Origin of the sequence: Pararhizobium sp. A13 (assembly GCF_040126305.1) — a bacterium.
Lineage (GTDB): Bacteria > Pseudomonadota > Alphaproteobacteria > Rhizobiales > Rhizobiaceae > Pararhizobium.
Genome location: NZ_CP149510.1, coordinates 2,995,059 through 3,019,785, shown reverse-complemented (window position 1 = coordinate 3,019,785; position 24,727 = coordinate 2,995,059). Strand labels below are relative to the sequence as shown.

Sequence of the window (24,727 nt, the reverse complement as noted above, 5' to 3'; positions counted from 1 at the left end):
GTTCTCATTTTATTGCGAAGGCAGCGTCCAGAGGGGAACCCCTAGTCTGCTGAAGGCCAGCGCCGAGAGCCTTGGCGGCGTCTTCGGTCTTGGAGAGTGTGGTCGGTTCCGTGATCGGAGACCCGTAGCGGCTGTCCTTGAAGACATCCGGGTTGACGACGATTTCATCAGCGAGCTGGTCCTTGGCCTGTTTCTTGAAATGACCGAACACGGCATTCCAGACCTTGGTCCTGGCATCGGGCGTGAGCCCTTGGTAACTCGGGGTTTCCACGAGGCGCTTTACAGCGTCCGCGAAGTTTTCACCCTTCTTGACGAGCACCTTGCCGATATCGATCCGGTCACCCTGGGATGACGTTGGGATCATTTTGTCGTCGCCTAGTCTGCCCTGGTATAGGTACTCTCGGTACGCCTCCCACCCGTTCTTCCCGGTCGTGGTCTTCAGGTCCACGAGGGACGGCATCTGACCACTGGAGAAGGCGTTGCCCGTATCGACACCCAGGTTCTTCCAGAACGCCTTGTCGAACACTGCGTCCGGTTTGGCGGGGACCAGGGCGAGGCCCTCGGTCTTATTCAGGAAGACAAACTCCTTGCGGACAGGCTCGTCGGTGTGGAGTTCCTTCATGTTGAACGGATCGACACCGCGGAAATATCCGTGCTTGATCGGCTCACCCAGGAAGTCCAGGCGCTTGAAGCCTACCGGGAACCCGGCTGCGGCTGCGTAGGCGGTGTAGAAGTCGTATCCCTCGTACTGGTCGAGGTTCGTGTTCTTCGCCATCATCTTCAGCGTACCGGGGGTGAACTGCTGGAGATACTTCTGGCCGTATGTCACGAGGGCGTCAGGTGACCCCTCGGAGATCGCCTCGTCAAAGGCGGTGGACAGATCGAACACGCCTTGCATCGCGGCACTGTCCTGGAACAGGGTCATGGTCGTGTAGACCAAGGCCGGAGCGTAGTTGACCAGGGCGTCGGAGACATCGCTGTCACCGCTGAAGTTGCCGTCCTTCATCTGGAGTTCGTTCTCGATCTCCATGTCCCGCAGCATCCCGGCCAGCATAAGCGGCGCGGAGAACGGCAGGAGCCGGTTGAGATCGGTGGAGACCCCGTTGATGATGATTGAGTTCGGCGGGTATTCCTCGAAGGCTCGCTTCTTGGCATCCCAACGCTTCGTCCCGGAGGCACCCGTGATCTCGACATTCTCGTGGAGAGCTACGGCACCCAGGGCGGACGCTGTGAAGGCCATGCCGATCCGGTGGCGACCGATTGCTCGGGCCTGGGCGGCGGCACCATTGGCACCAGTGAAGTCATCGAGAGCCCGAATGGTCTTCGGGAACTGGGCCAGCCAGCCGCCCTTCTTGGTCCTCGACATCGCCCTCAGAGCAGCCGGCATCCCCGGAGGGACGATGTACTGCATACTGTCGGAGCCGATGTTGACGAGGGTTCGGAAGAACGGGATGCCCGAACGGGCCAGGAGGCCCACCGCGTCGTCGCGGTTACGGACGTTGTCAATGGATTGCGCGAGTTTCCCGGTGGAGTACCTGGTGTCCATCGCCTGTTGCCACGCGGTCCTGGAGACATCGTTGCGATACATGGCGTTGGTCAGGCGACCGGCGTCATCGAACTGGTCCTGGGCGAACTGCCGAGCGATCTGCTTGGCCTCTACCCTGCCCTTGCCCGACTTGAGAGCCAGTTCCAGGCCATCGGCGTAAGCCAGACCGAAGGCTCGGGTGGACTTCCAGAACTCCGAGGAAGCCAGAGAGGCATCCGTGGCGAACTTGAACATCCGAACCATGAGCTTCGGGAACCCCTTGAGGTTGTCGTAGTCGAGGAGCGAGGAATGAGCGCCGTCCATGAGGTCGAAGTCATCAAGAACACCCTTCCCAGACAGGAAGGCTTTCTTGGCGATGGACGTGGACGTGCGCAGCGCTGCGGCGTAACCGGCGTACTCGGTCCCGGCGCGACGAAGGTTGCCCTTGGCGACCGTGTGTTCCAGGAAGGGGAGCATCAGGTTGTTGATAGTGTCCGACGCGACGTTCAGGCCGGTCGTGGAGAGCTGTCCCAGGAGGGCCGTGGACTGGATGTCCTTGACCATGCGCACGAACTGAGCCGTGGCGGTCATCTTCTCCTCGGCGGACAGCTTGGCCGTGGCGTTGCTGCGGAGGTTTGCGAGGACACCCTGACGTTCCTGGTCGAACTTGGTGAACATGTTGTCCAGTTCGGGCAGGATCTTCGAAGCGTCCACACCCAGCTCCTCCCATTTGAGGGCCTGGGAGGTGACGAACTCCAGCTTGTCGGAGAACAGATCGAAGCCGACATCCTTGAACTGGGTCTTAGCCCATTCTTGGGCGGCGGTGATGTCTTCGAGGGAACCCTCGACCGTGTCCATGCCCTTGCGGGTGAGGAGCTGATACGAGGCAGACGAGCCGTAGATTCGGTCCAGCTCACCGATGTTGCCAGCCAGCTCGGTGAAATCCGTGAGGGTCTGCTTGAAGGCAGTCTTCGTCGGAATGTTCGGCTGTTCCCGGATGAGCTTTACGGTCTCATCGAAGGTGCTGTGCATTTCCTTCAGGGTTGCCCTGAGGAGCGAGTTCTGGAACACATTAATATATGCGGCTTCGGTGGCGTTGTTCGCCTTCACGCCAGCCTTGAGGGTAGCGTAGAGGGCCTTGTCGTCACCCTTGGTGATCGCGGTGAGGACGTTGTCCATCGTGGTCGTGAGATCAGCGAACCGCTCGGTGCGGAACTGGTCGAGACCCTTGGCAACCGTGTCGGTGCGATCCTTCAGACGCTTGACCGGCGACATGACGGTTTCCATGAACGCCTTGCGGTGTTCCGGGGAAACAGCCACGTCAGGGACAGCAGCCCCAGCGGTTTCCTTGAGCTGCATCTGGTTTGCCAGACGCTTGCGAGCGGCGGTCTTAGAGATCGTGGCGACCTCGGTCCCGGTGAACGCCACGTCACTCAGGGCACCATCGGCTTCCTTGGCGATGGCGGCGATCTCCTCGACGGGAGCGCCTCGCTGGAGCGCCTTGATGGCCTTGGCGGCGACACCGAAGGCACCGGCAAAGACGGCGTCGGTGAGGATGTTGGTGACGAGGGCCTTGGAGGTCTTGGTGAACTCGTCGTCCTCAGGGTTTACCACGAGGATGTCGGGAGTTGCCTCGGGGGCGATCTCCTGCATTACGTTGGCGAGGTTCTGGTCGTCTTCAAAGGTCAGAGTGGCGACACCAGCACCCGCGAGGATACCGGCCCAGCCGCCCGTTCCGATGGTCGCGGCGACAACAGGGAGGGCCTGACCGGCACCTTCGGCTAGGGTTTCCCCCAGGCCCTTCTCCGTATCGAATTTCGGATCGAGGCTCTCGCCGTAGGAGCGGAGGTCTTTGGCACCGTCACCGAGGGTTTCCTGAGGGATGAGATTCTCGGCTGCGACGGCAGTAGCGGCGATAGCGCCCTGCCCGACGTTGACGACAGTGCCGCCGATGGTTCCCCAGAACCCCGAGGAGCCTGGGTTATCGATGATGGCCTGGACTTCGTCTTCGGTCTTTCCGGTGATCTTGGCGAAGTCGGAGACCGCATCCGGGTACTGCTGCGGGTTAGCGCGAACACGCGCCATGAGGTCAGCGGAGGGGAGAAAACTCCCATCCTTCTGCGGTTCCCAAGCTGGCATTGATATTCCTTATTCGTATTTGGTCATGAGCTGCTGTTGGTCGGTCTGACCGGTAGCAGAGAGGAGGCCGTGAATTTTCTGGGCTTCCTCCATGATGGCTGTCACCGAGGGGCGTCGGCCTTCGTTCTGTTCGCGGAGGTCTTCCGCAATCGTGGCGAGGCCCTGCTTGAACTGGGACCGAACGGTCACCGGGAGGCTCTGTTCCAGGGAGGAGACAAAGGCGTCCACACCTGGGAGGTCGAGCACGTCCTTCGCGTTCTGGACGACGTTGTATTGCTTCATCACCTTCGAGTAGGTGACCTTGTCGATCTGGCCCTCGGCGTAGGCCCTCATGGTGTTCACGGGGGTCTCGGGGTCATCGTAGGAGACACCGCTGGCAAACACTGAGTTGCTCTCGGCGTAGTCGGCGGCATTCCCCGGCTTGGCCTGGAGGGATAGGAGCTTCTGGTAAATCTCAGGGTTGACCTGACGGATTTCCTGGAGGGCCTCCTGGTCGCCGTTCTGGACGTACTTGTCGGCGGCAGCAACGAGCTGGGCCTCCTGTTCACGCTCGGCAATCTGCGCCTTCGTGGAGGTCTCCTCGCGCAACCGGTCGCGGACTTGATGGACGCTGTCACGCTCGGCTCGGGAGAGCTTTGCGTTCGCCATGATGTCCTCCAGGTCATCCCGCTCGGCTAGCGAGGGGTCAGCTTCCAGCATCTTGACGATGGCGTTGGCTGCGGCCTGACGGACGACGGGCTGCGGTAGGCCGAACTCGGCTTCGGAGTTCTCCACCTCGGCACCAATGGCCGACTGGGCGGGACCCCCGATCACGAGTTTACCGTCCTCATCCTTCTTAACGACGGATGCCGGATCGCGCATGTAGGCTTCTTTGAACCGCTGGAGGGCGGCGATGGTGCGTCGGGCCGATAGGCTGGCCTTGTTGATGCCGTCACCGTCGTAGACGCCACGGCCATCGGTCTTCTTGAGACCAGCGAACTCGGTAGCGAGGTGCTTGTCCACCATCTCCTCATCGGAAATCTTACCGTCGAGGTAGTCCTTCATGTTCCGAGTGGTGAACAGCCGGTGCATGATGAGCTTGTCCTGGACGGCCGGGGTGAACTTGGTGTTCGGGTCGATGCCCGAGGCACGGACAACGTCCTTCAGGGTGCTCTCGATGAACTGGTACTTGCCGACTGCGGAGCTACCAGCCCCGAGACGACGCCATTCGCCGCCCTTCTGCCAATCTAGGACCTGTTGAATGGTCATGTCGGTGAAGCGGACCCGGTTGTTGTTGCCGTTTCCGTGGAAGGCGTTGTAGTTGCCGCCGCTCTCGACCCCGATGATCTCGTTCATGAACTGGCCGAACGCTGAGGTTTCCTTGGCGGTTGCCATGTCGATACCGACCTTGGCCTCGATCCGGCTCTCCATCGCCAGCTTGTTCTTAGCGGAGATGAAGGTGTCTAGGTTCCCGGCGTGAGCCCTGCCCATATCCTCGTAGGACGAGGCCACGCGGGTCAGGAAGCCGTGGTAGTAGGAGGGGTCGGCGTCCTTGAGGGACGTTTCGAACATCTCTTTCTGCTTGGCCTGGACGAAAGCCTGGAAAGCCTTTGGGTCATCGTTGTCGGCCAGCCCAGAGGCGGCGTATTCGTCCCGGAGCTTCCCGGCGTATAGGTCAGCATCGCGACGGCCACGGTTTAACTCGTAGCTGTCCATCGAACTGTCGGGGTCCTTCATAATGCCGAACATCGACTTGCCACCGGCCAGCTTCAGGCGGTCCTTCTCGGCACCAACGGACGCCAGGGCAGCGAGCTGCTCTTGCTCCATCGTGGAGGGACCCTTGTCCTCTTGCTGCTTGTGGCGCTGGATCGCGTCCACCGAGACACCCAGGAGTTTCCCGAGGGCGGCACCTGGGGTGTCCCTCGCGTCATACTGGAAGTACGCGGTGTTCGGGTTCGGAATGTTGGAGGTTTCCTTGTAGACGGGAACCGATGACTGTTGTGGTGCGGCCATTATTTAAAGGCTCCGTATCCTTGAAGACCCGCCGTGGCGACGTTGGTGAACGACGTGAACGGGTTGGGCTGAATGGTGTTGATGCGGTTCTGAGCGCCGATCTGGGTGTTCTTTCCGGCCATCGCGTAGTTGGCGTTGGCGGCTTGCGCCCGGTCCTTGGCATTGGCGATCGATAGAGCGCCTTGGCGCTTCTGCTCGGCCACTTGGAGGCCAGCGGTGCTACCGCCCATGCCTTCGCCAGCGGCGCGTCCCTGGGAGACAGCCCGGTCAGCTTCAAGCTGGGCCTGATAGCCTTCCTTGAGAGCGGCGTCGGTTTCCACGAGGCGTTCGCGCTCCTGGGCGCTGTACTCCAGCTTGGCTTGCTGGTTGATGATTGCGGTGTTCTTCCCAGCGGCGTCTACTTCGCCAGCAACGGAAGCGATGCCGGAAGCGAGACCGAGGGCGAGACCAAAGTCACACATATGCGTTTCTCCGAATTACGAAGGGACTGAACGGCTCACCCAGGGGGCCACACGGGACGGCGGGGAGGACAGTAGCGCCACACGAGCGGAGCCATCGGTGATGGAGCGCATTCGAGGCGTGGGAAAAGTTGAACAGGATTTGCGTGTCCGTTTCCTTGAACCAGCGGCCAATGATGGCGCGGCTTTCACGGACGAACGGGACACGGAACTTGTTCACAAGGGGCGTAGCACAGCACCAGATTAGGGCGCTGGTCGGGTTGAGGTGGTGGAGGCCCCAGAGGACCATAGGGACACCGTCCCCTTCACACACGGCAACCTCGTGGGAATGATAAGCCGACTGGGTTAGAGCCCGTAGAAACGCGGCGTTGCCGTAAGTTGCCACGAGTTCTCGAGCGTCGGCAGCTCGGAGGTTTGCTGCGAGGTACGGGAGGTCTCCATCCCGAACCCCCCGTATCTCATAGTTCATTAAGTGGTCCTTTGCTTCCGTGCTCGGTAAGCGCCATCCCATTCGAGGGAGGAGAACCGGACCCGCCACGGGGTGTAGGCTTCGACTTCAATGCCGACCTTGTCACCCTCGCCATAAGCCGCCGTGCGGAACTTATCGCTGTTGAGCCGGAGGGCTCCCAGGGTGCTCGTGGTCGATCCGAGGAGGAAGTTGGTGTACTTGGCGATGTAGGTCTCTCGACCTATCGGCGTCACACGGACCTCGAAGGGTCCCGAGTTATTGAAGAACATCGAGACGTAACGGAGCTGGAGGCGTCCGTCCTGGATGGCGACGAGGTTCTTGTCGCGGACGTAGATCGGATTGAGCTTCCAGTAGAACCGGTAGCGTAGGCCGAAGTTTAGATCGAGGTCCCTGAGATCGCGGTTGGCGAACGTCACGGTGTCCCCGCTGCGGGAGGTCGGGGTATAGGCTTGCCCTGCCCCTTCGGTGCCAGAGGCTGTCGGAGTGATGACCGCACGGAAGTTTGCGAGGTCCTCATCGTTGGCGATGGCATACGGAAGGGTGAACGTGGTGTTCCCACCGGCATAGGACACCGTCACCTGATCGGACGTGACGCCCATGTCCAGGAGAACGCTGTCCTCATCAAGCACACTGTCCACGCCGGGTTCAAAAGAGAACGCAACGATGTGGATGTAGCCCCCGTAGGATACCGTGAGAAGCAACCGGTCGTCCATAAAGGACCCGCCGTACACCTCGAAGGGAAACTCCCACTTCTGCCACGAGGAAAGAGCCTTGCCGTCGCTGTTGAAGTAGTAGTTGTAGAGCCATGCGGCCTTACGTTCGCCGGAACTGAGGGCCAGGAGGACATCGTCCGAGGCGGATGCGGCCAGCGTGTAGACGCCGCTCGGGATATACTCGGGGACTTGATCGGTTATCGAGAGGGCAACCTGCCGTCCGAAGACCCGCTCGACCTGATACTCGCGCAACAGCGCAAAGCCTCGGGTCTGGAAGTCATCCACGAACACGAGGTTCGGGCCGATGGGCGCTGGGCGCACATTCGGGGACATATTGTAGGCATTGACCTTTTTGATTGTCACCGTGTTCGGGGAAAGGATGTCATCCTGGGAGCCATCAACCACGAACTGGTCGAATTTGCTGGACAACAGGAGCTTCCCATCGAACTCCTCGCCGGTATGTAGGAATGCGCCGCGACTGTTGGGCGACGCCACGTCAATCGGGTCGTCATCGAGTAGCTGGGTGCAGGTGGTGCGGTAGAAGTTCTCGTAGTTGCCGATCTCGGAGGCGATGAAGTTCTCATCCGAGAGGATAACCATCCGGCCACGGTACAGGAACATGCAGTTGATCGTGCGACCGATGAAGGTAGGCGTCGGGTTGCTGTCCTTGTCACCCACGAGGCGACCGGGCCACGAGTGCGTCTTGAAAGTCCAGGTGCCATCCCGGTTGTCCACGAGGACGTGGGGCATGGTGTTCGCGTTCGGCACCTCGTAGGCGTTCCAGCCGTAGGTTTCGGCCCACTTCCCCTTCACATACCAGACCCAGTAATCGTCCTTGTCCTCGTCGGCGGCTTGTTCCACCTTTACGATGCGGCCAAGGCGATCCACGTTCGGGAGCTTGGTAAACTCGGTGACACTGTCGTTAAACGAGAACAGCGCGGTGTTGGCGAGGTCGTCCTGGGAGGTAACCCAGTCGGCTTCACTGGGGAGTGTAAACGATAGAACATTCGCGCCCTTCTTCAGCCCCACCATTCCATTGCTCTGGGCGTTGGTCAGGAGAGCATCAGCAATTTGACCCGTCGTCATCGTGTCGGTCGTCACGAGACCCTTTTGAACATCGGATTGATAGACCGCGTAGTTGGCTCCATAGCCGAGCCGCTGGCGAACCCAGACGGTCCCGAGGAGATTCGGGTTCATACGGCGCGTGGCACCGTCCATGTTGCCCAGGAGGACACCTGCGGTTTCCGCCTGAAGCGAGGCGGCGCACACCTTGGAACGGTTGTAGACGAACGTCGTGTCGCCCACGGTCACGAAGCGGATGTCGGCTGCGTAGTCGGAGCTGGCGATGTAGGCGGAAGCACTGCCCGTGACAGTGAGGGACTGGTTCACGCCGGTATTGAGGTCGGTGACGAACATCGCACCGTTGCGGACGGTTACCTCATAGTCCCCGGAAGGCTTCTGAATGGTATGGGTAGCCACAGAGGTGCCAGGTGTCGGCGCGGTTGCCACACGGGCAATGTGTCGTGCGGCTGGTCGTGTTGCGAGGCCGGATGCCACGTCACACCAAGAGTTGATGAGAGCTTCGGCAGAGTTCGGGGCGCGGATTTCGGGCGGCTGTTGGGACACGCCGCCGATGAGGTTGGCGATAGCGCCGGAAATTGCGGACATTTAGGAGACCAGGACAATGTTTGCCCCCGAGAGCGCGTTGGCGACGGTCAGGGAGTTCTTGAGCGAGAGCTTCTCCGTGGAGAGCTGCTCGGATTGGAGTTCCGCGAGGGCGCGGGTTTCGTCCTGCTGGTCCTCCTGGCCGGAGAGTTGGTCACCTACGACGCGCACCTGGGCGACCCTTGCGGCGCGGATAGCGATGTAGGACCGGGCACTGGCGGGGAGTTCATCGAACTCAAGGCCCAGCACGAGGGCAACGTGGACGGGACCGGTGAAGGTCGAGCCGTTGTCGTAAGGCTTGATCCGGTAGAGCTTGTCGCCCCGATTGACGACTTGGAGGCCCCTGTCGGGTCCAACTGCGGATACACCCAGGGTGTTCGGGGGGAGACCGATCGTACCGGTGTTATCGGGAATGAACCGATGTAATTCTGTGTTGAAATACCATCCGCGCTTCTGCACTTCGAGCGAGACTTCCTGGAGGGTCCCAAGGGCGTCGGCGGCATCTAGCGGTGGATTGATGAGGGAGTTTACACGGGCCTCGCCCATGTTGCGGAGGATGAGGTTGACCGCCTCAAGTTCGGTGTAGGCGTTAACGGCCACGGGGAAACCTCCCAAAGGAAAAAAAGGGAGGCCCAATTAAGGACCTCCCTATGGAGTGGATTAGACCTTCGCGGAGATCAGACGGATGCACTCAGGGCGCAGAACGCCGTGACCGGTAGCCATCCGGGAGACCATCAGGGTGCCCTGACGGCCGACCTGATATTCCTTCTCGGTCGCGAGGTTCATCAGCTTGACAGTGCCGAGGGCCTGCTTCTGCATGATGAGGACCAGCGACTTCGTGCCGTCTACCGTGTAATCGGTAACGCCAGCGCCAGCGCGGGTGCCCGGAAGGGTGGCGACACCGAAGTTCAGCGCGAGGTTGTTCGACGGAACGATGTCGATGCCAGCGGCGCGGTAGAGACCGCCCTTCGACTTGGAGCCGTTGCCTTCGTTACCGAAGTCGCGGTCGAGGAACGAACCGTCCTGCACGAGGTCCCAGTACAGGGACGGCGTGACGAACGCGGTGCGCTCGGTATCCGGGATGTTCGTGGCGTCGAAGTACGCGGCAGCATTATAGATCGCGTCCACGATGTTCGAGATCGACGGCGTTGCACCGATCTTGTCTTCCGTGGCAGCGCCCATTTCAGCAACAGCGCCGGTCGTGCCGGATGCAGCCGCCTTGGTGGCGATAGCAAAGAGGTGCTGGTCGTAAGCTTGGGCAAGGCTGTCACCCATCTGGAAGGCGTACTCGCTACGGGTCTCGTAGTGATTCATCGCTTCTTCGAAGTTGGACACGAAGGTCGAGCTGATGAGCATGTCATCGATGCTGATGACCTTTTCGCCGTGGTTGATGTCCTGACCAAGGATCAGGTTACCCGGCGTATGGTACTCAGCAGCGGCCTTGCCGATTGCGGCGAAGGAAGCCGACTTGCCCGAGGCAATCGTGCGTTCGCGGTGGCGACCCTTGAGGACCGTCCGCTTGTTGAAGACCTTCATGGTTTCGCCAGAGAAGACCTTGAGGTAGAGGTTGTCGCTATGCGACGGACCGGCCGGGATACCAGCGGTCGTGGTTGTGGACTGGGGCATTTAAGTTCTCGGAAGTAATCAGAGTGAGCGGCAAAAGCGGCTCGGTGTGATTTGGCTTCGGAAAACTCGTGTTCATCTAGCGGTTATCCCCGAGGGGGCCGGAGGTTACTTGAGAGTATTCACTTTGCTAAATCAAAAGGGAGATCGCCCTCCTAAAGAGGAGCGGCTATAGTGTAGTGATCTTCCCGATCTGATACTTTGAGATTTGGCTGGAATGGCAGGGATCGAACCTGCGACCAACTCATTAACAGTGAGCTGCTCTACCAACTGAGCTACATTCCAATAGTCCACCCTAGATCGGGTGAGACAGGCTTTCGTAGAAGCCGATGAGGCGGCGACCGCATTCGGTCTTTTCCGCTTCAGACTTCTTGAGGCTGGCGATGAGGTTCATCACCTGCCCCTTGGACAGTGGACCAGCCTTTGGGGCCGGAACCTGCTCTTGGAAACAGACCCGGAGGTCTGCGGGTAACGTCGGGTAAACCGGCGCTACGGTCTTATTTCCAAAGGTCGCGCAACTGGTCAGTGTCAGCGCCATCAAGACACTGATTGCTAGAAGTCGGATTGACCTTGACGTAATCATTCACGCCCTCCACTCGGGTATTGAGAGCCCGAAGGCGATTGTAGGCGGCGTCTGCCCGTTCCGCGTCGGCGGCATAGGCAGCGGCTTCGGTGGTGCGGAGGAGCTTCTCCTGGGCCAGATCGAGCTTGGTCTGCTTGAAGGCAGCTTCCTGAGTAGCTCGATGCTTGGCCGACGTGCTCACCATGAAAAGGGCGAACACGAGGACCAGGACGAGCGCCAATCCAGGGAGGAACGGTCGCAGAAGGGTCATTCATGGCTCTCCGAGGGACCGGTGTAGTTCCAGCCACTTGCGCCGACCCGTGCGGCTTCCGCCGCGACGAGATCGGTGGTGAAACCTTCGTCGCCGGGGCCGACTAGAGGAATGTTGTCATCGAAGACACCCTCGGTTGGGATGCCTCCGTTCATGATTTGCCAGCGCATAGGGTTTCCTTAGGCGTAGATGAGGTTGACCATAACGTCACCAGCCGCAACAGCGGTGGTGTCACTGTCCGCGACGGCACCCGTGATCGCGTAAGCGATACCGGTCGAGATCGAATGACCAATAGGTCCGACGAAATCGGCAATCTGGAACGTCTCGTTGGCCGAAAGGGCGATGGTGAAGATCGGCGTGTCAGTGCCCACGGTGGGCGCAGATGCCTTGCTGTAGAACTTGACGAACTTGTTGGCGGCCGAGAGGTTCTTCAGGACACCACCCAGGAGTTTACCCGAGGTGGTCTTGACCGACGTTGCATTGGTCGTTGCTGCCGCGAGCAACTTGTGGGCGGTCGTGCCCGAGCCGAATGAGTTGGTGGCTATGAGGCCCACGCCGCTAGACATGTTGACCGGTACGCCCTTCCCGCTGGCGCTATCGCCACGGCCAGAAGCGATCTCTACCGCGATCTCCTGCACGTCCATGACAATCACGCGATTTATCGTCACGACGGTACTGGTAGCCGGGGCCGACGAGGCATTCTTGAACCGAAGGCGGACCTTATAGACCTTATTGGGGTCTGGAACGCTCGTGGAGATACGTCCAGCGGAGCCGCTACGTGCACCAATCGAGTTGGCGGGGACGTTGGTCATCAAGATATCCTGAGGACGAACCTCTAGGAGGGCGTCAACGGCGGATGAGGTCGAGTTGGAGGAGGTTACCGTGACACCCGCAACGGCGCTCGCGCCCTCGCCTACAGCTTCGATATTCCAGGTTGTCGTGGAAGTGCCTGTAAGAAGGATCGCGGCTCGGTTATTCCAGTCACCCGCAAGGGCTGCGTTTACGACAGGAACACCAGCGGCGTTCACTTCGACCAATTCAAAGTAGACGTTGTTGTTGGCGATACGCTGAGACATCAGGAAGGAGACGCCGATGTCGAATGGGATCGTGAAAGTTTCACGGGATAGGAGGCGCAACTCGGCGTTGGCGTTGACGCCCATCGTGACCGCGAGGGTACTGCCGGTGACCACGGAGGTCATACCGCCAATGTCAGTCTCGACTTCCCACTTGTCTGAATTGATGGCGTTTCCGCCGAAGTCATCCGTCCATTTCTGGGACGTGGCGCTCACCGGGACTACCTTCTGGTCGTCCGGGAGCTGGATGTAAGGCGTGTTCGCCATGAGTTAATCCTGAGGGTTCTGGCTGTCGGTTTTGAAGACAGCACCGGCCAAACTCTTCAGGTGAGCGCGGTAGTCCATATGGCCGACGCCAACATAGACCCCGTAGCTGAGAGCGATAATCCCAACTAGCGAGGCGACGACAACAGCGGCTTGCTGGAGCGCGATTGCGTAAAAGATGGCTCCCCATGCGAGGAGCGTGTTGACCCCGAGGAGCACCTTGGAGGTCTTCCGTTTCGAGGTCTTATGGATCACAGCTTGCGTCCTGCCTTGAAGCCTGGGACGTTCCCCAGGGCGTCCGTGCGGACATCAAAGGACGGGCAAGCCTTATTGGCGAACTCGTTGTGACCGGCGATCCGGGTGATGCCTGGGAAATCCTTGACGAGCTTGCGGGTGAGCGCGAGCATCGCGGCCTTCTGCTTATCGGTTCGGGTGTCTTCGGCCTTGCTCACGTTGTCAGCATCCACGCCGCCCACGTAGGAGCAACCGATGGAGCCGGTGTTGTAGCCCTGGACGTGAGCGCCGACCTGATCGAGCGGCCGGCCAGCCTCTACGCGACCGTCGAGGTGAACGATGTAGTGATAGCCGATGTCGGAGAAGCCACGGGCCTTATGCCATGCGCGGACATCGGCCACGGAATAGTCTTTGCCTTCCGGCGTTGCGGTGCAATGCCAGACGAGCAGGTTAACGGAGCGCATTATTTTCTCTTGGGTTGTTTCTTGCGATTGGCCGTGCGGCTCATGATCGTGAGGTTTGAGAACGAATTGTTCTGCGGGTTCATATTCTTGTGGTCGATCTCTTTGCCACGCACGGCGGCTTCGCCATGCTTCTTGATCATTTTGCGCCGAGCGCGTTTCCGCATGACATTGTCTTTGCGGCGATCTGGACGGCGAGAGGCCGCGTATTCCTTTGCGTAGTCTCTCGCCATCGAGGTCCTTACATGATCTTGGAGCGGGAGAGCTTCTGCATCACTTGGTTGCGGAAGGTCTCGTTTGTGTCGTAGCGGGGGTCGTTGAGGTCTTCCATGTAGTCGTCAAGCGTCTGGTAGACGTTGGCCGCAGGGGCACCCTTGCCGTTCAGTGGGGCTTCCGGTTCCTGCGAGGCATCAGCCAGCTCGACCTGGAGCGCGGCTTCCCAGTCGGCCTTCAGACCCTTGATGGCGAGCATCGCCTGTCGCGGGTTGTTGGAATTGACGGCGGCGTCGAAGGCTTCCTGGTCCTCGGGGGACAGGTTGTCGATAGCCCAGTCGATCATCTCGCCATAGGTATCGGCTCCACCGACCAGCTCGTGCGCCTGTCGTTCGACGGCGTTGGCTCGGTTGGTGAGACCTTCGATATAGATGTCCACCATCTCGCGGGGATAACCGGCGTCGGCTAGCTTGGTATAGGTCTCATCGGTCAGGCCACCATTCGTGGCCCATTCCTGGGACACCGTGCCTAGATCGAGGCCAGCCTTTTTGGTGGCTTCCTCAGCAGCAGCGGTTTCCTCGGCGGTCGCCTGGGCACCCTGGGGTTCCTCGGCGGTTGCCTTCGGGTTCGCCAGCTTGGCTTCGAGGCCCTCGTTGTAGGTGACGTATTCTTCAACCGTATTGAACTTTGCCGGGAGCCAGGAGGGGCGTTCTTCAGCACCCTCCTGGTCACCGTCTGCTCCCCCTTGAGCAACTGGGGTTGCCTCGGTGGTTGCGCCGGGTACGTCGTCTGAGACCAGACCTTCGGCCTTCAGGGCTTCGTACTGTTCTTCAAGGGACGGGCCGGTGGCCTCGGAGGCGGCGATAACTGCGGATTGAACTGTTGACATAGATGCTCTCTTTCGGGGGAGTTGGAGAATGGGAAAGACCCGCCCGGTGCGCATCGTTGAGAGGCGGGGCGGGTTCTATTGGTTACTTCTTGACGGGCTTGTTGGCTCGTCGGGCAGCGCCGATGGAGATCGCGGAACCCTTACGGGCGTACCAGACGCCTTCCGGGGTCGGACCCTGTTTGCCACCATTGGATGCCTTGGCGGCTCGCGCCTTGGCACCGGCCATGATCTGCGGACCCTGGAGGGCTCGGCCGGTCACGGTCTTCTTGGCGACCGGGGCGTTGTCCGCTCGGGCCTTAGCCTGGGAGATCAGGGAGCCCTTTCGGGCGATACCCACGTCCTTCATCGGGACAGGACCGGCCTTGACTCCGGATGCTGGCTTGGCCTTAGCAGCCGTGGAAGTCGCGGAGACCTGGGACGGCTTCTTGCCGGGGGTCGGGACGTTCTTCGGGGAGCTGTCGCCCTTGGCTAGTTTGGTGTTGTAGCTTTTGCCCTGCCACGAGAAGTTCTTTTTACCGGACTTCCGTGCCGAGGCGAATGCTTTGCTGAACGATGTCATTCGGGTGTTCCTTGGATTTGTTGGGCGATGCCCTCAGAGGCCACCTTGGCGACCTGCGGGGTTGCGCCCTTCACCATGTCCATGAGCATCTGCTGGTTCATCTGACCCTGCTGCATACCGGCCTGTTGATCGAGGGCGGCTTGCTTGTCCTCAGGGGACTTGAGGAGACCATCGGTGTCGATTGACAGCGACACGGCGGCTCTCTTGATGAAGTCGGAGAGGTTGACTTCGGCCCAGGCGGCATCACCGATGGGCGCGAGGACTTCCTTCACAAGGGTCATATACTTGTTGTAATCGTGACCGCGTCCGAGAGCCTCGATACCTGTCACGATCTTCGGTCGAGTGACTGGTTTACCGTCAGCCCCCTTGAGGGACGACAGGCGGGGAATCTTCTTTTCGCTCTCCATCCGATCGATGATGCGGATGACCAGCGGGAGCTGGAGTTCTTGAGCGAGGAGAGAATAGATACCACCGAGGACATCATCGATGTCGGAGATCATAGTGCGCACTTCTTCGGCTGTGACGCGCTCTCCGTTTCGCTGGATGGACTTGTTCATCATGAAAGCATGAGACAGGCGGGTGATGAGGTCCTGGAGGACCGTCTGGGTAACCTGCATGTCGGCTTGCTTGTCGAACTGAAGCATTGTGACATCGTCGGCGCGACCTGAGATGACTTCGAGGTTCTCGGCGTTCGCGATGTCCTGGGCTCGCGTTAGACCCGTGGGGTTAACCAGGGGGTTGATCTTCGAGGACGCAGCGGCGGCTTCGCGCAGCGCCTTGGACAGAGCTTCCGCACCCGTGAGGTCACCGACGTATTCGTCAATGTAGGCGCGACCGTAGTCTTCATCGTGCAGATAGGTCCATCGCAGTGCCATGATGGGCGACTTGTCGAGCCTCCAAGAACCCTCGGAGCGCGGCAGTTTCATGCCCTTGATGGACTGATGGGTGACCAAGCGGTCGCCCTTGCGGTAGAACACGGTGTAAACGTCATACTCTTTCTCGTTGACCTGCCCTTCCTTTTCGGACGGGAGATCACTCGGGGTCTGGAGCATGAGCTGGATGTCTTCAGGCAGTGTCTCTTTGGCGACCGTCTCTTTGATGATTGCGCGGAGGAGATTGCCTTCGTAGTCTCGCTGGACCACGTACCGGTCGAGCCGGAAAATTCGGAGGTTCCCCTTCTTGGGGAGGTATAGGAGGACATTCCCGCACACCACGAGGTGCTTCAGGGCTTCCACTAGGGCGGCTCGGATACTGAGACCTTCAATCTCATCCTGGACGGAACGCTCAATCTCGTTGAGCTTCTTCTCGACTTCGGCTCGGACATTCTTGTCCTGGGCCAGTTCCTCTACAGCTTTGTCGCTGGTTGAGTAGCGGAACATTGGAGCGTTCGCTGGCAGGAGGGTCATGAGGAGCTTGGAGGTCAGGGTGTTAACCCCGTGAGAACCGATTGACTGCCACGGCTTGTAAAGCTGGGAGGCCGACGAGTGGCCTTCGGGTGGCATCAGGGATGGGATGGTGAGCTTGGCGTTTTCACGCGCTCGCCACAGAAAATCTTCGCGGTCAGCCTCAAGTCGGGCATACGTCGCGGCGTCAGTGTCGATGACCGCCGTGATTTCGTTCACGGCATCAGACATTCAATCTCTTACTTGGACAAAGAGAGGCCGGTGGGTGAACCGGAGTTTAGGCCAGGAGTGCCAAGGCCGCTTTCGTTGCGGTACTTCTTGGTGCCAATGGCTAGGGGGTTGCTGTCCTTGGTCGCGGCGGTCTTCTTCTCAGGGGCAACCTGTTGAAGCGTCTCGGCCGGGGCCGCTGGCGTCGGGGTCTTTTGGGCCTTGTTAAAGCACATGGTGGACCTGTTTATTCGCTGAGAAGGGTTGCCAAGTGGTCGATGACCTCGTGTTTCCCTTGGAGACGTTTTAGATCACCTTCATTCTTCACTTCTTTAAAACCTTCTAAAGGGAAGTATTTCCTGAGGTAGTCTAAGAGTTCTTGAGTTACTTGAGGTAACCTACGATTACTGTTCAGAATGTTTGACATAAACTTTCTTCGTATCTATCTGTATGGAGGGGTAATTATTTAAAACTTGACAATACAGAAAGGGGCCTCCGAAGAAGCCCCTTAATGATTTGTCAGCGTTGCTTGCGGAGATAGTGAGCCTTCAGTCTCGCCACAAACCACTCCATTTTGTTGATCTCGTAAAGCGGGTCGTTCTTCTCACCGAGCCGGTAACAAGCCTTGAAGATGTTTCCCAGATTGAAGTCCATATCTTTGAACTCAATCAGGTCTCCAAGCTCTTTGGCTTCAGGGGGAAGCGCGTAGTAGCTGGACGATCCGCCGTCCGAGGTTATGCGTTGGGGGTCCAAAGGACGATTTCTCCATTAGCGTAGTCTTCATTACGAAGTATTCGCGCCATCCGGGCGTTGAGGAGCGCGTCCCCCTCACCCAGACCGGCTTTCTTGTAGAGAGACACGACGGTCTCCCAGGGGGTATCTGCCGGGACTTCCTCCCAGCGTGTCTCCACCTCGCCCTTGCGCTTGCCGCTCTTGAGTTCGTGCTGGTAGGCGACGAGCTTGGAGCCCTCCCGGAGAGCCCTCTCGGCACCCGCCACGCCGACGCCAGGGCACCCCGAGTAACCATCGGTGACATCCCCCGCGAGGGTCTGGAGATAGAAGAAATGGTCACACTCGGAGAGCGGTCGCCGGATCACCTCGTCATCCACAAGGTGCAACCCAGGGATTTGCTTGAGGTCCTTGTCGAGGGACCAGAGGATGTAGTCGCCGGGATGCCGGGTCATGAGGATGCCCATGACATCGTCGGCTTCCAGGGTCGGCATCTCGGTGGTGGCGAAGTTATCCTCGACCCGCTTCCGGGTTTCCCAGTAGGCCAGCGGCTTGCGCGATCCGGCCCGGTGAGACTTGTAGTCCCCGCCGACCAGACCCTTGCGGAAGTTCACCTCGGGGTCCGAGAAGGTAACCAGGACCTCGGAGGTGTCGGCAGCGTTCTGGAGTTCACCCAGGGTTTCCATGAGCACGTTCCAGGCGCTCTCGGCGTCCGAAAACAGGATGTGGTAGCGGTCGAGGAACCGGGTGTCTTTTTCGACGGCCACGGTGGACCGGTGGACGAGCATGTCGCCGTCAATCAGGAGTGTTTTCAATCTACGATTTCCTTACCGGCATAGAACATGTCGAGGTCGTACTCGGAGGCATCCGGGAGGACCGCTCGGAGATCGTCTTCGTCCCCGTAGTCGGCCCAGCACTCGATGGCTGCGGCCTGGGCGGCGGTGACCGGGTAGAAGTAGAAGCAATCGTCATCGCCGTAGATGATGGCGTTGATCGTGTTGTCGCCGCGAGACATCCCCAGGTAACCAGGGCACACGTAGCGTTGTTTCATTTTCGAGGTCTTAGCCATTAGTGGCAGTCCTTCCAGTTCAGTCCGATTTTGTATTCACCAGTGAGCGGCACACGAATGCCGAGAACTTCTCCAGCCTTTTCAATGGCTTGGATGCAGAGATCGCCAACGATTGACGATGCCTTACCTTCGTTATCGTAGGTAACAAGAGACAGATCGACCGACATCTGGAGTTCGTCGTGAACCCAGGCCATGATGCCGACGAGGTGCTTCAGGTTGTGCTGGACCAGGAGCCGTTCGAACTCCACGATCCACTGCTTACAGACGATGGCACCGGCCGACTGCAACAGAGTGTTGAGTGCGGAGTGGGGCGAGCGTACATGCAAGCTGCGACCGTCGAGGCCCTTCAGGAACCCCTTGGCTTCTGCCGTTGCCTGGACGCCATCGATCAGTTTCTTCAGAGCTGGGAAGCGCTTGAAGAACTTCTTCTTGAGCATCCCACCGGCCTTGCGGCCCTGCCCGATAATCGAGCCAATCTTCCCGTCACCCGCGCCGTATAGGAAGGCGTAGATGAAGGTCTTCGCGGTGTCCCGGAGGCTGTCGTAGAAGCTCTTGACGAGGCTCTCCGCTTGCTTGTCCTTCGGGAGCTTGCGCAACCAGTCGTAGGCTTCCTTCACCTGATCGGTGATGGACTGGATAGGATCGGTGCACTTGCGGCCCCGCTTGAACTCCTCGGGGTCCATCGCGAATAGAGCCGCCGCGTTGGTCGAGTGAACGTCACCGTTGATGACTTCGTCGGCGTAGGCGCCACCGTCGTGACGAGCCATGAAGTGCCCGAGCATTCGCAGCTCCAGGCCCGACACGTCGCACCCGAGTTGCACCCGGTTCTTCGTCTTGGGGCCAAACAGCGAGCGACACTCAGCGCCATACAGGGCACCCACGGAGGGAACCTGCCCGACATTCGGGTGGCTATGGGTGGCACGTCCGGTGACCGCCCCGTTGGGGTTGATCGAGCCGTGGATGCGACCGTTCGCCTTGACCATTTTCAGCCAGGCATTGTCCCCCTCGGCCAACTGTCCGATACGCTTCTGGAGCGTCATGTAATCGGTCAGAGCCTTGGCTTCGGGGTACTTGAGATCACCGAGGACATCTTCGTCCACTTTGGGCTTGCCACCGGGTGTCATCTCGGTAGGCTTCCAGCCGCGCTCCGTCATGAGACGGTCGGCTATGTGATCTCGGCTGTTCGGGTTGAAGATCGTCAGCTTGATCTTCTGGAACGGGTATCCAGTCCAGACGCCATCGGCATCCTTGTGGCCCCAGTACCCGAGGGTCTTATGGGGCTTCTTCGGTTCCTTGACGGGACCGTCCTTGGTGAACCAGGGCTGGAACAGATCGCGGAGGGACTGCGAGAGTTCCTCGCGTTTCCCCGCCAGTTCCACATAGAGACGCTCGGCGGCATCGATGTCGAAGCCGAAGCCCGTGCGCTCCATCTCAGCCATGATGAACGCAATTTCACGTTCAAGTTCAAGGGCTTGCTCTGAGTAGTTCTTGTCGATGATGAGCTTGTAAAGCTGGGCGTTTACTTCAACGTCCTGCTCGCAGTAGTCCTGCATTTCCTTGGACCAGGAGGCCCAGGGGTCGAGGCCCTGGTCTTCCATCATCTTCGCGTAGTCGCCCTTCCAGTTCCCGAGGCGGTGGCCCCAGGCTTCCAGGCCGTGGCGACCGGCGAGCTTCGGAGGGAGGGTTGTCTTCCCTGCCCTGATCTTGCCCATGTCGGTATCCACGATGGCGGTCCAGATGAGGCGGGACGCTACCAGGGTGTCGAAGACCTTGGCGGGATCGTAGGCGAACCAGGGGTAAATCTTCTGGATGGCCGGAAGGTCGAACTTGATGATGTTGTGGCCGACGATACGGTCGGCTTCCATGAGCCACTTGAGGCCCTCGACAATCGGCGGGTAGCCGTCCTGGTCAGCAAAGGTGCCGACCTCACCGGTCTCGACGCAGCGGATGACAAGCGAGTGGACGCGGGTCATCGTTTCGAGGAACCCATCGGTCTCGATGTCAAATATCAAAGTTATCAATGGGTTGCCCCGGTATTCTTAGGTAAGACTGCGGATCGCTTCGATCAATTCGTCACGGCGACGGAAGTCCAGGTGGACGGTCGCGGTGCGTGTCTTAAAAATGAGAAGGTCCCCCTTTCGGGAGACCTTGAGATCACTTGGGATATTCTCGTTGGTGTGGTCAGTCATACGAGTTGGAGGAGGAGGAATAGTCGCAGGAGCTGGACGACGAGTAGTCCGACGAGGAGTACGAGGAAGACGAGGAGTAGTCCGGTGAGCACGAAGGAGTTGATGGTGCCGGGTCGGAATGCGCCAAGGACGTCAGGTACATCGGGAGATACATGTCGTCGGATTGCCGGGAGGGTGAAGATGCGGAGTAGCCAGAAGACGAGTACGAGGAGCGTACCGGCCGAACCGGCGACGGCGAGGGTTTCTTGGGCTTGCGGAAGGGCCACATTATTTCACCTCGGGGGCCACTGCGGGGGTAGCCGGCTGTTCCGCTGGCTTGTCGTCTTCACCGAACAGCCAATTGTAGGCCGCGATGCCACCAAACGAACCGATGAACGAATTGAACATGCCGCCGCCGCTGGAGTTCTGCTGGACATAGGTGTTGTGCACCGTGGTGTTCCGGTAGGTCGTCGCGGGTGCCCGGTAGATCGGGCGCGGGGCCGAGTACGAGCGGGTATAGGAGCTGGAGCGGAAGCTGCTCGACCGGAAGCCGCTGGAGCGGAACGCAGCGTCAGCGACACCGGCAGTCATCATGAGGGCAGCGAGAGCGAAAGCGATAATGCGCATGGGGGATTTCCTGTTTGGAGAGATTAGCGGATAGCCAGCCAGAGGTTCTCCCCTGGCGGCTGATAGGTGACACAGGCGGTGAGCCCGAGGACGACGGCGATCAGAACGAGCGCCATCTTCATGCAGCTTTCACCGGCTTCCCGTTGGCCTTCGAGCCAGCGATGAAGTAGCGCGTGTATTCCTGTCCGGTAGTCGGATGGACCTTCTGGACCGGGAGCAACCGAACGCCCATCTCGCGGATGTCCGAGAGGCGGCGGTGGAAGCTCTGGATGCCATAGTCGAGGTATGCCTCGCGCTGGGTGATGGAGCCGTTCTTCTGGATGTGGTTGAGGATTTTCTCTACCTGGGTCATTTTAGTTCGTCCTTTCCATCCCGGAGCACCTTCAAGGGCTCGGGCTTGTTTCATTGCTTCGGTGTATTGGGGGATCAGTTTGGGTTCGGCGGTGGCCTCAAGGGTCAACCGCTCGGCGCGGTGGAAGACCTCATCGTCCATAGCAACTGGTTGCGGGTACTGAGAGGTTCCAGCGAATACCAGCGATTTGCATTATGGGCGGGTGCTGGTAGGCCACGAACATGTGATGGTCGGTGTTCGCTTTCAGGTGCCGGTCAAACTGGAACATGGCGTCCCGATGTTTGAACTGGATGACCACCTGATCGATTTCTCGATGGAGACCGGCTAAATCAAATTGCTCGGCCAGGAGCATTCCGGGTTCAAGAAGGGGGTGATTAATCGTCCTCCTCCTCATCCCAGTAGCCGCCCTCGCGGAGGCTATCGGAATAGTAGCTCCAGTTATCGACACCGCCACTTTCGAGGCACTGCCGCCACTTGCGGTCATCCAAGAGGCTCAGATATTCCTTCTGGGAGATCGTTACGGTCACTTCGTCCATCAGTATTCTCCGTTGCTTTCGTCGTTGAAGGCACCCTTGTTGTCCGCGAGTGCCGGGTCTTTGCCCTTCTCAATGCGCCCGGTGGCGTCACTGAAGGTCAGGAAGTCAGCGGTTCCAGTTCGGCCGGTCTTACGGCATTTGAGAACGGTAACCGTGGAAGTATTGCGTACCTCGGGGTCGGTGGCTTGCTGGTCTCTGGAGATGGCGAAGACGCCATTGGAGAGTTGCTTAATGCCGCCAGAACCGCGAAGGTCATCGAGAGATGGGACAGCGCCCTGCTCGAACGATTTGCCATTGCCTGGGGGTTTCCTAAGGTGCGAGATGAGGCCGATGTAGATGCCCAGCTCAATCGTCAGGGACTTGAGGTTGTGCATGATGCTGTCGATCCGCTTACGCTCGTCGGTCCCTGCCCCGTCGCCCATGTCGGACACGAGGATCGAGAGGTGGTCGAGCCAGATGATCTTGCAGTTCATCGCCTTGGCGGCGTACCGGATGATCTCGTAGAGACTGTCGTCCTCCATCGACCCGAAGGCGTCATAGAGTTGCAACCGGTCGTTTCCGAACTCGTCCTTTGCCAGGAACAGCTTCTCAGCAGCGGCGTTGTATTCCAGGGTTTCCCGGTAGGCCGGGTCATCGATCTGGAAACGCTTGCCGACCTCATAGGCGATGAGATCGTTGCCGGTGTCTTCGAGGGGCTCCTCAAGGTGGATGAGCGCCTGATTGAAGTCCGTCGTGTGGAAGAAGTGGTTCTGGAGGGCCTTGATGATCGTGGTCTTGCCCATGCCGGTCCCGGAGGTCCAGGTGTCCAGCTCCCCGAGGCGGATGCCGCCCCCGGTCTTGTAGTTGAGGGCGTCCATGAAATCGGGGTATGGGAAGGCGACCACGTTCTCCTGCTTGCGCAGTCGGTCGAGGACAGCCGAGCCGCTCACGAGGCCCTCAGGGCGATACTGCTTGGCTCCCCAGATGGCGTCGATGATCTGCTTGCCCTTGCCAGCCATCAGGAGGTCGTTCGCGTCCTTGTAGCCCTCTGGGGCAAACGCGATGTAGACCTTGCCGAGCGGCAGCATTCGCTTGACGATCTCGACCGACTGTCGGCCTTTCTCGTCATTGTCGAAGAACAGGATGATCTTTTCGAACTTCTGGAGCCACTCGTAGGCTTCCTTGATGGGCTTCACGGCGTTCTTGCCGCCGCCGTCCACGAGGGAAACCACGGGCCATTTGTTCTGCTGGACCTGGGAGACGCTCAGGGCGTCGATTTCGCCCTCGGTGATGACCACCTGCTTGCCGCCGTCGCGCCATAGCCACTGGCCGTAGAGGCCCTTGAAGGCCGCTCGGTTTGTCCAGGGGAAGGTCTTGTCGGGGAAGCGGAGCTTCTGAGCTACTGTCTGGCGGTTTTCGTCCAGATAGTTCGCGCAGTGGATGGATTGTCCTCGGAGGTCAGTCCGTCCGTATGACCAGAACCGGGCAGTTTCTTCGGTGATATTCCGCTTTGCCAGGGCGGTGTAGGTGCACCGGTAAAGGCTAGAAGTGCCGCCTGAGGAAGAACCAGTGCGGGGTGTATCGTCTGAAGCATCTGTGTTGGTCCTCGTCTCGCAGGAGAAACAATAGGTGTGCGTGGGGTAGATCGTGAGGGCGTCGGAGGAGCCGCAATCGTCGCACGGTTGGTGCGTCTGGATCGCTTCGCTCATCGGCGGGTCACCACGGTGTGGTAGAGCTTGATGAACTCGGCCGTCACCTTCTCGGCGGCTTCCTTGGCGAAACGGTCCCGGAACTGGTCAACCACGACGTGGAAGATTTCCGGGGACAAGCGGGGGTCCAGCGGGTCATGCGGTAGGATCACCGCGTAGTGGAGAGGATCAGGCCGCCATATCGCTCGGAAGCCGAAGCTCGGCTCCATCATCATACGCTCGCCCTCAACCGTGAATTTCCCCAGGGGGACCCTGATGGTCTCGCGGTCGGAGACTTCCTTGTGGAGCTTCTCAACGTGCTTGCAGAGAGCGTTGTGGTTCTCTTGGAGCTGATGGAGCCGGTACAGGAGGTCGTAAACTTCCGCCTCATGAACCCGGATCATCTGCCAAACGGCGTCCTGGGTGTGGACAGGGATGTATTTGTCGATCAGTTTTCGGATCGTCGGGCGCTCGTCTGGACCCGTGATGTCTTTACTCATTCAGCCAATCTTTGGGGATTTGGCCCTTGTCGGAAAACTTGAAGTCCTTGTCGCGACACCACTTGGCGTAGGTCGTTGACGAGGTCTTACTGATCCTGGCGTTCGCGTTCTGGAACACGAAGCGGATGTCCAACTCGGGATGTTGATCTCGGATGAGGAGATGCTTGGCGCGATCCTCGGTGAGGAATCTGCCCTTGCTCTCGATGTACATTTTCGAGCCGTCACGCTTTTTCAGGACGTGGAAGTCGGGGTTGTACTTGGCCCTCTTGGCGGGTTTGATGTAGTCGATTTTGTCTTCTTCAAACCCAAAAGAGCGACCCGCCAGCTCAAGCTGACGGGCCACCTGTCTCTCCAGACCG

25 protein-coding genes and 1 tRNA gene are annotated in these 24,727 nt (G+C 59.4%); all 26 read right to left on the bottom strand.

Annotated features, from left to right (window positions below; all coding sequences use genetic code 11):
* Positions 1-4 precede the first annotated feature (4 nt).
* Entirely contained in the window at positions 5-3,664 is a 3,660-nt protein-coding gene (locus WI754_RS14925) for a hypothetical protein (protein ID WP_349434252.1), read from the bottom strand.
* 9 nt (positions 3,665-3,673) lie between these two features.
* Positions 3,674-5,656 (bottom strand): hypothetical protein, encoded by a 1,983-nt coding sequence (locus WI754_RS14920; RefSeq protein WP_349434251.1) that lies wholly within the window; start codon positions 5,654-5,656, stop codon positions 3,674-3,676.
* Entirely contained in the window at positions 5,656-6,117 is a 462-nt protein-coding gene (locus WI754_RS14915) for a hypothetical protein (protein ID WP_349434250.1), read from the bottom strand. The genes WI754_RS14920 and WI754_RS14915 overlap by 1 nt, the downstream gene beginning before the upstream one ends.
* 465 nt (positions 6,118-6,582) lie before the next feature.
* Complete coding sequence (locus WI754_RS14910) at positions 6,583-8,964, bottom strand: hypothetical protein (protein ID WP_349434249.1); 2,382 nt, start codon at positions 8,962-8,964, stop codon at positions 6,583-6,585.
* The gene (locus WI754_RS14905; protein ID WP_349434248.1) at positions 8,965-9,561 is read right to left on the bottom strand and encodes a hypothetical protein; all 597 of its coding nucleotides are present in this window, start codon (positions 9,559-9,561) and stop codon (positions 8,965-8,967) included.
* Positions 9,562-9,621: 60 nt separating this feature from the next.
* The gene (locus WI754_RS14900) at positions 9,622-10,587 is read right to left on the bottom strand and encodes a hypothetical protein (protein ID WP_349434247.1); all 966 of its coding nucleotides are present in this window, start codon (positions 10,585-10,587) and stop codon (positions 9,622-9,624) included.
* 206 nt (positions 10,588-10,793) lie between these two features.
* Positions 10,794-10,869, bottom strand: a tRNA-Asn gene (locus WI754_RS14895).
* A gap of 212 nt (positions 10,870-11,081) precedes the next feature.
* Positions 11,082-11,417: a hypothetical protein gene (locus WI754_RS14890; protein ID WP_349434246.1), complete on the bottom strand. Its 336-nt coding sequence runs from the start codon at positions 11,415-11,417 to the stop codon at positions 11,082-11,084.
* On the bottom strand, positions 11,414-11,587 hold the full coding sequence (locus tag WI754_RS14885; RefSeq protein ID WP_349434245.1) for a hypothetical protein: 174 nt from the start codon (positions 11,585-11,587) through the stop codon (positions 11,414-11,416). Before WI754_RS14885 ends, WI754_RS14890 begins: the two co-directional genes overlap by 4 nt.
* A gap of 9 nt (positions 11,588-11,596) precedes the next feature.
* Positions 11,597-12,757 (bottom strand): hypothetical protein, encoded by a 1,161-nt coding sequence (locus WI754_RS14880; protein ID WP_349434244.1) that lies wholly within the window; start codon positions 12,755-12,757, stop codon positions 11,597-11,599.
* Between the two features lie 3 nt (positions 12,758-12,760).
* On the bottom strand, positions 12,761-13,009 hold the full coding sequence (locus WI754_RS14875) for a hypothetical protein (protein ID WP_349434243.1): 249 nt from the start codon (positions 13,007-13,009) through the stop codon (positions 12,761-12,763).
* The gene (locus WI754_RS14870) at positions 13,006-13,452 is read right to left on the bottom strand and encodes an N-acetylmuramoyl-L-alanine amidase (RefSeq protein ID WP_349434241.1); all 447 of its coding nucleotides are present in this window, start codon (positions 13,450-13,452) and stop codon (positions 13,006-13,008) included. Before WI754_RS14870 ends, WI754_RS14875 begins: the two co-directional genes overlap by 4 nt.
* Positions 13,452-13,592 carry an HNH endonuclease gene (locus WI754_RS14865; protein WP_349434239.1) on the bottom strand — a complete coding sequence of 47 codons (141 nt, stop codon included), beginning with the start codon at positions 13,590-13,592 and terminating at the stop codon, positions 13,452-13,454. The genes WI754_RS14870 and WI754_RS14865 overlap by 1 nt, the downstream gene beginning before the upstream one ends.
* A gap of 98 nt (positions 13,593-13,690) precedes the next feature.
* Positions 13,691-14,551, bottom strand: coding sequence for a hypothetical protein (locus WI754_RS14860; RefSeq protein WP_349434237.1), 861 nt, complete (start codon positions 14,549-14,551; stop codon positions 13,691-13,693).
* Between the two features lie 82 nt (positions 14,552-14,633).
* Positions 14,634-15,110, bottom strand: a complete 477-nt coding sequence (locus WI754_RS14855) for a hypothetical protein (protein WP_349434235.1) — start codon at positions 15,108-15,110, stop codon at positions 14,634-14,636.
* The gene (locus WI754_RS14850) at positions 15,107-16,744 is read right to left on the bottom strand and encodes a portal protein (protein ID WP_349434234.1); all 1,638 of its coding nucleotides are present in this window, start codon (positions 16,742-16,744) and stop codon (positions 15,107-15,109) included. Before WI754_RS14850 ends, WI754_RS14855 begins: the two co-directional genes overlap by 4 nt.
* A gap of 495 nt (positions 16,745-17,239) precedes the next feature.
* Positions 17,240-17,473 carry a hypothetical protein gene (locus WI754_RS14845; protein ID WP_349434233.1) on the bottom strand — a complete coding sequence of 78 codons (234 nt, stop codon included), beginning with the start codon at positions 17,471-17,473 and terminating at the stop codon, positions 17,240-17,242.
* Complete coding sequence (locus WI754_RS14840) at positions 17,455-18,264, bottom strand: hypothetical protein (protein WP_349434232.1); 810 nt, start codon at positions 18,262-18,264, stop codon at positions 17,455-17,457. Before WI754_RS14840 ends, WI754_RS14845 begins: the two co-directional genes overlap by 19 nt.
* On the bottom strand, positions 18,261-18,464 hold the full coding sequence (locus WI754_RS14835; RefSeq protein WP_349434231.1) for a hypothetical protein: 204 nt from the start codon (positions 18,462-18,464) through the stop codon (positions 18,261-18,263). Before WI754_RS14835 ends, WI754_RS14840 begins: the two co-directional genes overlap by 4 nt.
* 53 nt (positions 18,465-18,517) lie before the next feature.
* Positions 18,518-20,539 (bottom strand): DNA polymerase, encoded by a 2,022-nt coding sequence (locus tag WI754_RS14830; RefSeq protein WP_349434230.1) that lies wholly within the window; start codon positions 20,537-20,539, stop codon positions 18,518-18,520.
* A 435-nt stretch (positions 20,540-20,974) separates the two neighbouring features.
* The gene (locus WI754_RS14825; RefSeq protein ID WP_349434229.1) at positions 20,975-21,313 is read right to left on the bottom strand and encodes a hypothetical protein; all 339 of its coding nucleotides are present in this window, start codon (positions 21,311-21,313) and stop codon (positions 20,975-20,977) included.
* A gap of 118 nt (positions 21,314-21,431) precedes the next feature.
* On the bottom strand, positions 21,432-21,665 hold the full coding sequence (locus WI754_RS14820; RefSeq protein ID WP_349434227.1) for a helix-turn-helix domain-containing protein: 234 nt from the start codon (positions 21,663-21,665) through the stop codon (positions 21,432-21,434).
* Between the two features lie 374 nt (positions 21,666-22,039).
* Positions 22,040-22,201 (bottom strand): hypothetical protein, encoded by a 162-nt coding sequence (locus tag WI754_RS14815; protein WP_349434225.1) that lies wholly within the window; start codon positions 22,199-22,201, stop codon positions 22,040-22,042.
* Positions 22,201-23,889, bottom strand: coding sequence for a DnaB-like helicase C-terminal domain-containing protein (locus WI754_RS14810; RefSeq protein ID WP_349434224.1), 1,689 nt, complete (start codon positions 23,887-23,889; stop codon positions 22,201-22,203). Before WI754_RS14810 ends, WI754_RS14815 begins: the two co-directional genes overlap by 1 nt.
* Positions 23,886-24,368, bottom strand: coding sequence for a hypothetical protein (locus tag WI754_RS14805; protein ID WP_349434223.1), 483 nt, complete (start codon positions 24,366-24,368; stop codon positions 23,886-23,888). The genes WI754_RS14810 and WI754_RS14805 overlap by 4 nt, the downstream gene beginning before the upstream one ends.
* The gene (locus tag WI754_RS14800; RefSeq protein ID WP_349434222.1) at positions 24,361-24,711 is read right to left on the bottom strand and encodes a hypothetical protein; all 351 of its coding nucleotides are present in this window, start codon (positions 24,709-24,711) and stop codon (positions 24,361-24,363) included. Before WI754_RS14800 ends, WI754_RS14805 begins: the two co-directional genes overlap by 8 nt.
* Between the last annotated feature and the right edge of the window lie 16 nt (positions 24,712-24,727).

What these genes read in the sequence shown, in the direction of transcription:
- WI754_RS14925 (WP_349434252.1), bottom strand. Translation starts at nt 3,664, where the DNA reads ATGCCAGCTTGGGAACCGCAGAAGGATGGGAGTTTTCTCCCCTCCGCT.
- WI754_RS14920 (WP_349434251.1), bottom strand. Translation starts at nt 5,656, where the DNA reads ATGGCCGCACCACAACAGTCATCGGTTCCCGTCTACAAGGAAACCTCC.
- WI754_RS14915 (WP_349434250.1), bottom strand. Translation starts at nt 6,117, where the DNA reads ATGTGTGACTTTGGTCTCGCCCTCGGTCTCGCTTCCGGCATCGCTTCC.
- WI754_RS14910 (WP_349434249.1), bottom strand. Translation starts at nt 8,964, where the DNA reads ATGTCCGCAATTTCCGGCGCTATCGCCAACCTCATCGGCGGCGTGTCC.
- WI754_RS14900 (WP_349434247.1), bottom strand. Translation starts at nt 10,587, where the DNA reads ATGCCCCAGTCCACAACCACGACCGCTGGTATCCCGGCCGGTCCGTCG.
- WI754_RS14890 (WP_349434246.1), bottom strand. Translation starts at nt 11,417, where the DNA reads ATGACCCTTCTGCGACCGTTCCTCCCTGGATTGGCGCTCGTCCTGGTC.
- WI754_RS14885 (WP_349434245.1), bottom strand. Translation starts at nt 11,587, where the DNA reads ATGCGCTGGCAAATCATGAACGGAGGCATCCCAACCGAGGGTGTCTTC.
- WI754_RS14880 (WP_349434244.1), bottom strand. Translation starts at nt 12,757, where the DNA reads ATGGCGAACACGCCTTACATCCAGCTCCCGGACGACCAGAAGGTAGTC.
- WI754_RS14870 (WP_349434241.1), bottom strand. Translation starts at nt 13,452, where the DNA reads ATGCGCTCCGTTAACCTGCTCGTCTGGCATTGCACCGCAACGCCGGAA.
- WI754_RS14865 (WP_349434239.1), bottom strand. Translation starts at nt 13,592, where the DNA reads ATGATCAAGAAGCATGGCGAAGCCGCCGTGCGTGGCAAAGAGATCGAC.
- WI754_RS14860 (WP_349434237.1), bottom strand. Translation starts at nt 14,551, where the DNA reads ATGTCAACAGTTCAATCCGCAGTTATCGCCGCCTCCGAGGCCACCGGC.
- WI754_RS14855 (WP_349434235.1), bottom strand. Translation starts at nt 15,110, where the DNA reads ATGACATCGTTCAGCAAAGCATTCGCCTCGGCACGGAAGTCCGGTAAA.
- WI754_RS14850 (WP_349434234.1), bottom strand. Translation starts at nt 16,744, where the DNA reads ATGTCTGATGCCGTGAACGAAATCACGGCGGTCATCGACACTGACGCC.
- WI754_RS14835 (WP_349434231.1), bottom strand. Translation starts at nt 18,464, where the DNA reads ATGTCTCGCGGCGACAACACGATCAACGCCATCATCTACGGCGATGAC.
- WI754_RS14825 (WP_349434229.1), bottom strand. Translation starts at nt 21,313, where the DNA reads ATGCGCATTATCGCTTTCGCTCTCGCTGCCCTCATGATGACTGCCGGT.
- WI754_RS14820 (WP_349434227.1), bottom strand. Translation starts at nt 21,665, where the DNA reads ATGACCCAGGTAGAGAAAATCCTCAACCACATCCAGAAGAACGGCTCC.
- WI754_RS14815 (WP_349434225.1), bottom strand. Translation starts at nt 22,201, where the DNA reads ATGGACGAAGTGACCGTAACGATCTCCCAGAAGGAATATCTGAGCCTC.
- WI754_RS14810 (WP_349434224.1), bottom strand. Translation starts at nt 23,889, where the DNA reads ATGAGCGAAGCGATCCAGACGCACCAACCGTGCGACGATTGCGGCTCC.
- WI754_RS14805 (WP_349434223.1), bottom strand. Translation starts at nt 24,368, where the DNA reads ATGAGTAAAGACATCACGGGTCCAGACGAGCGCCCGACGATCCGAAAA.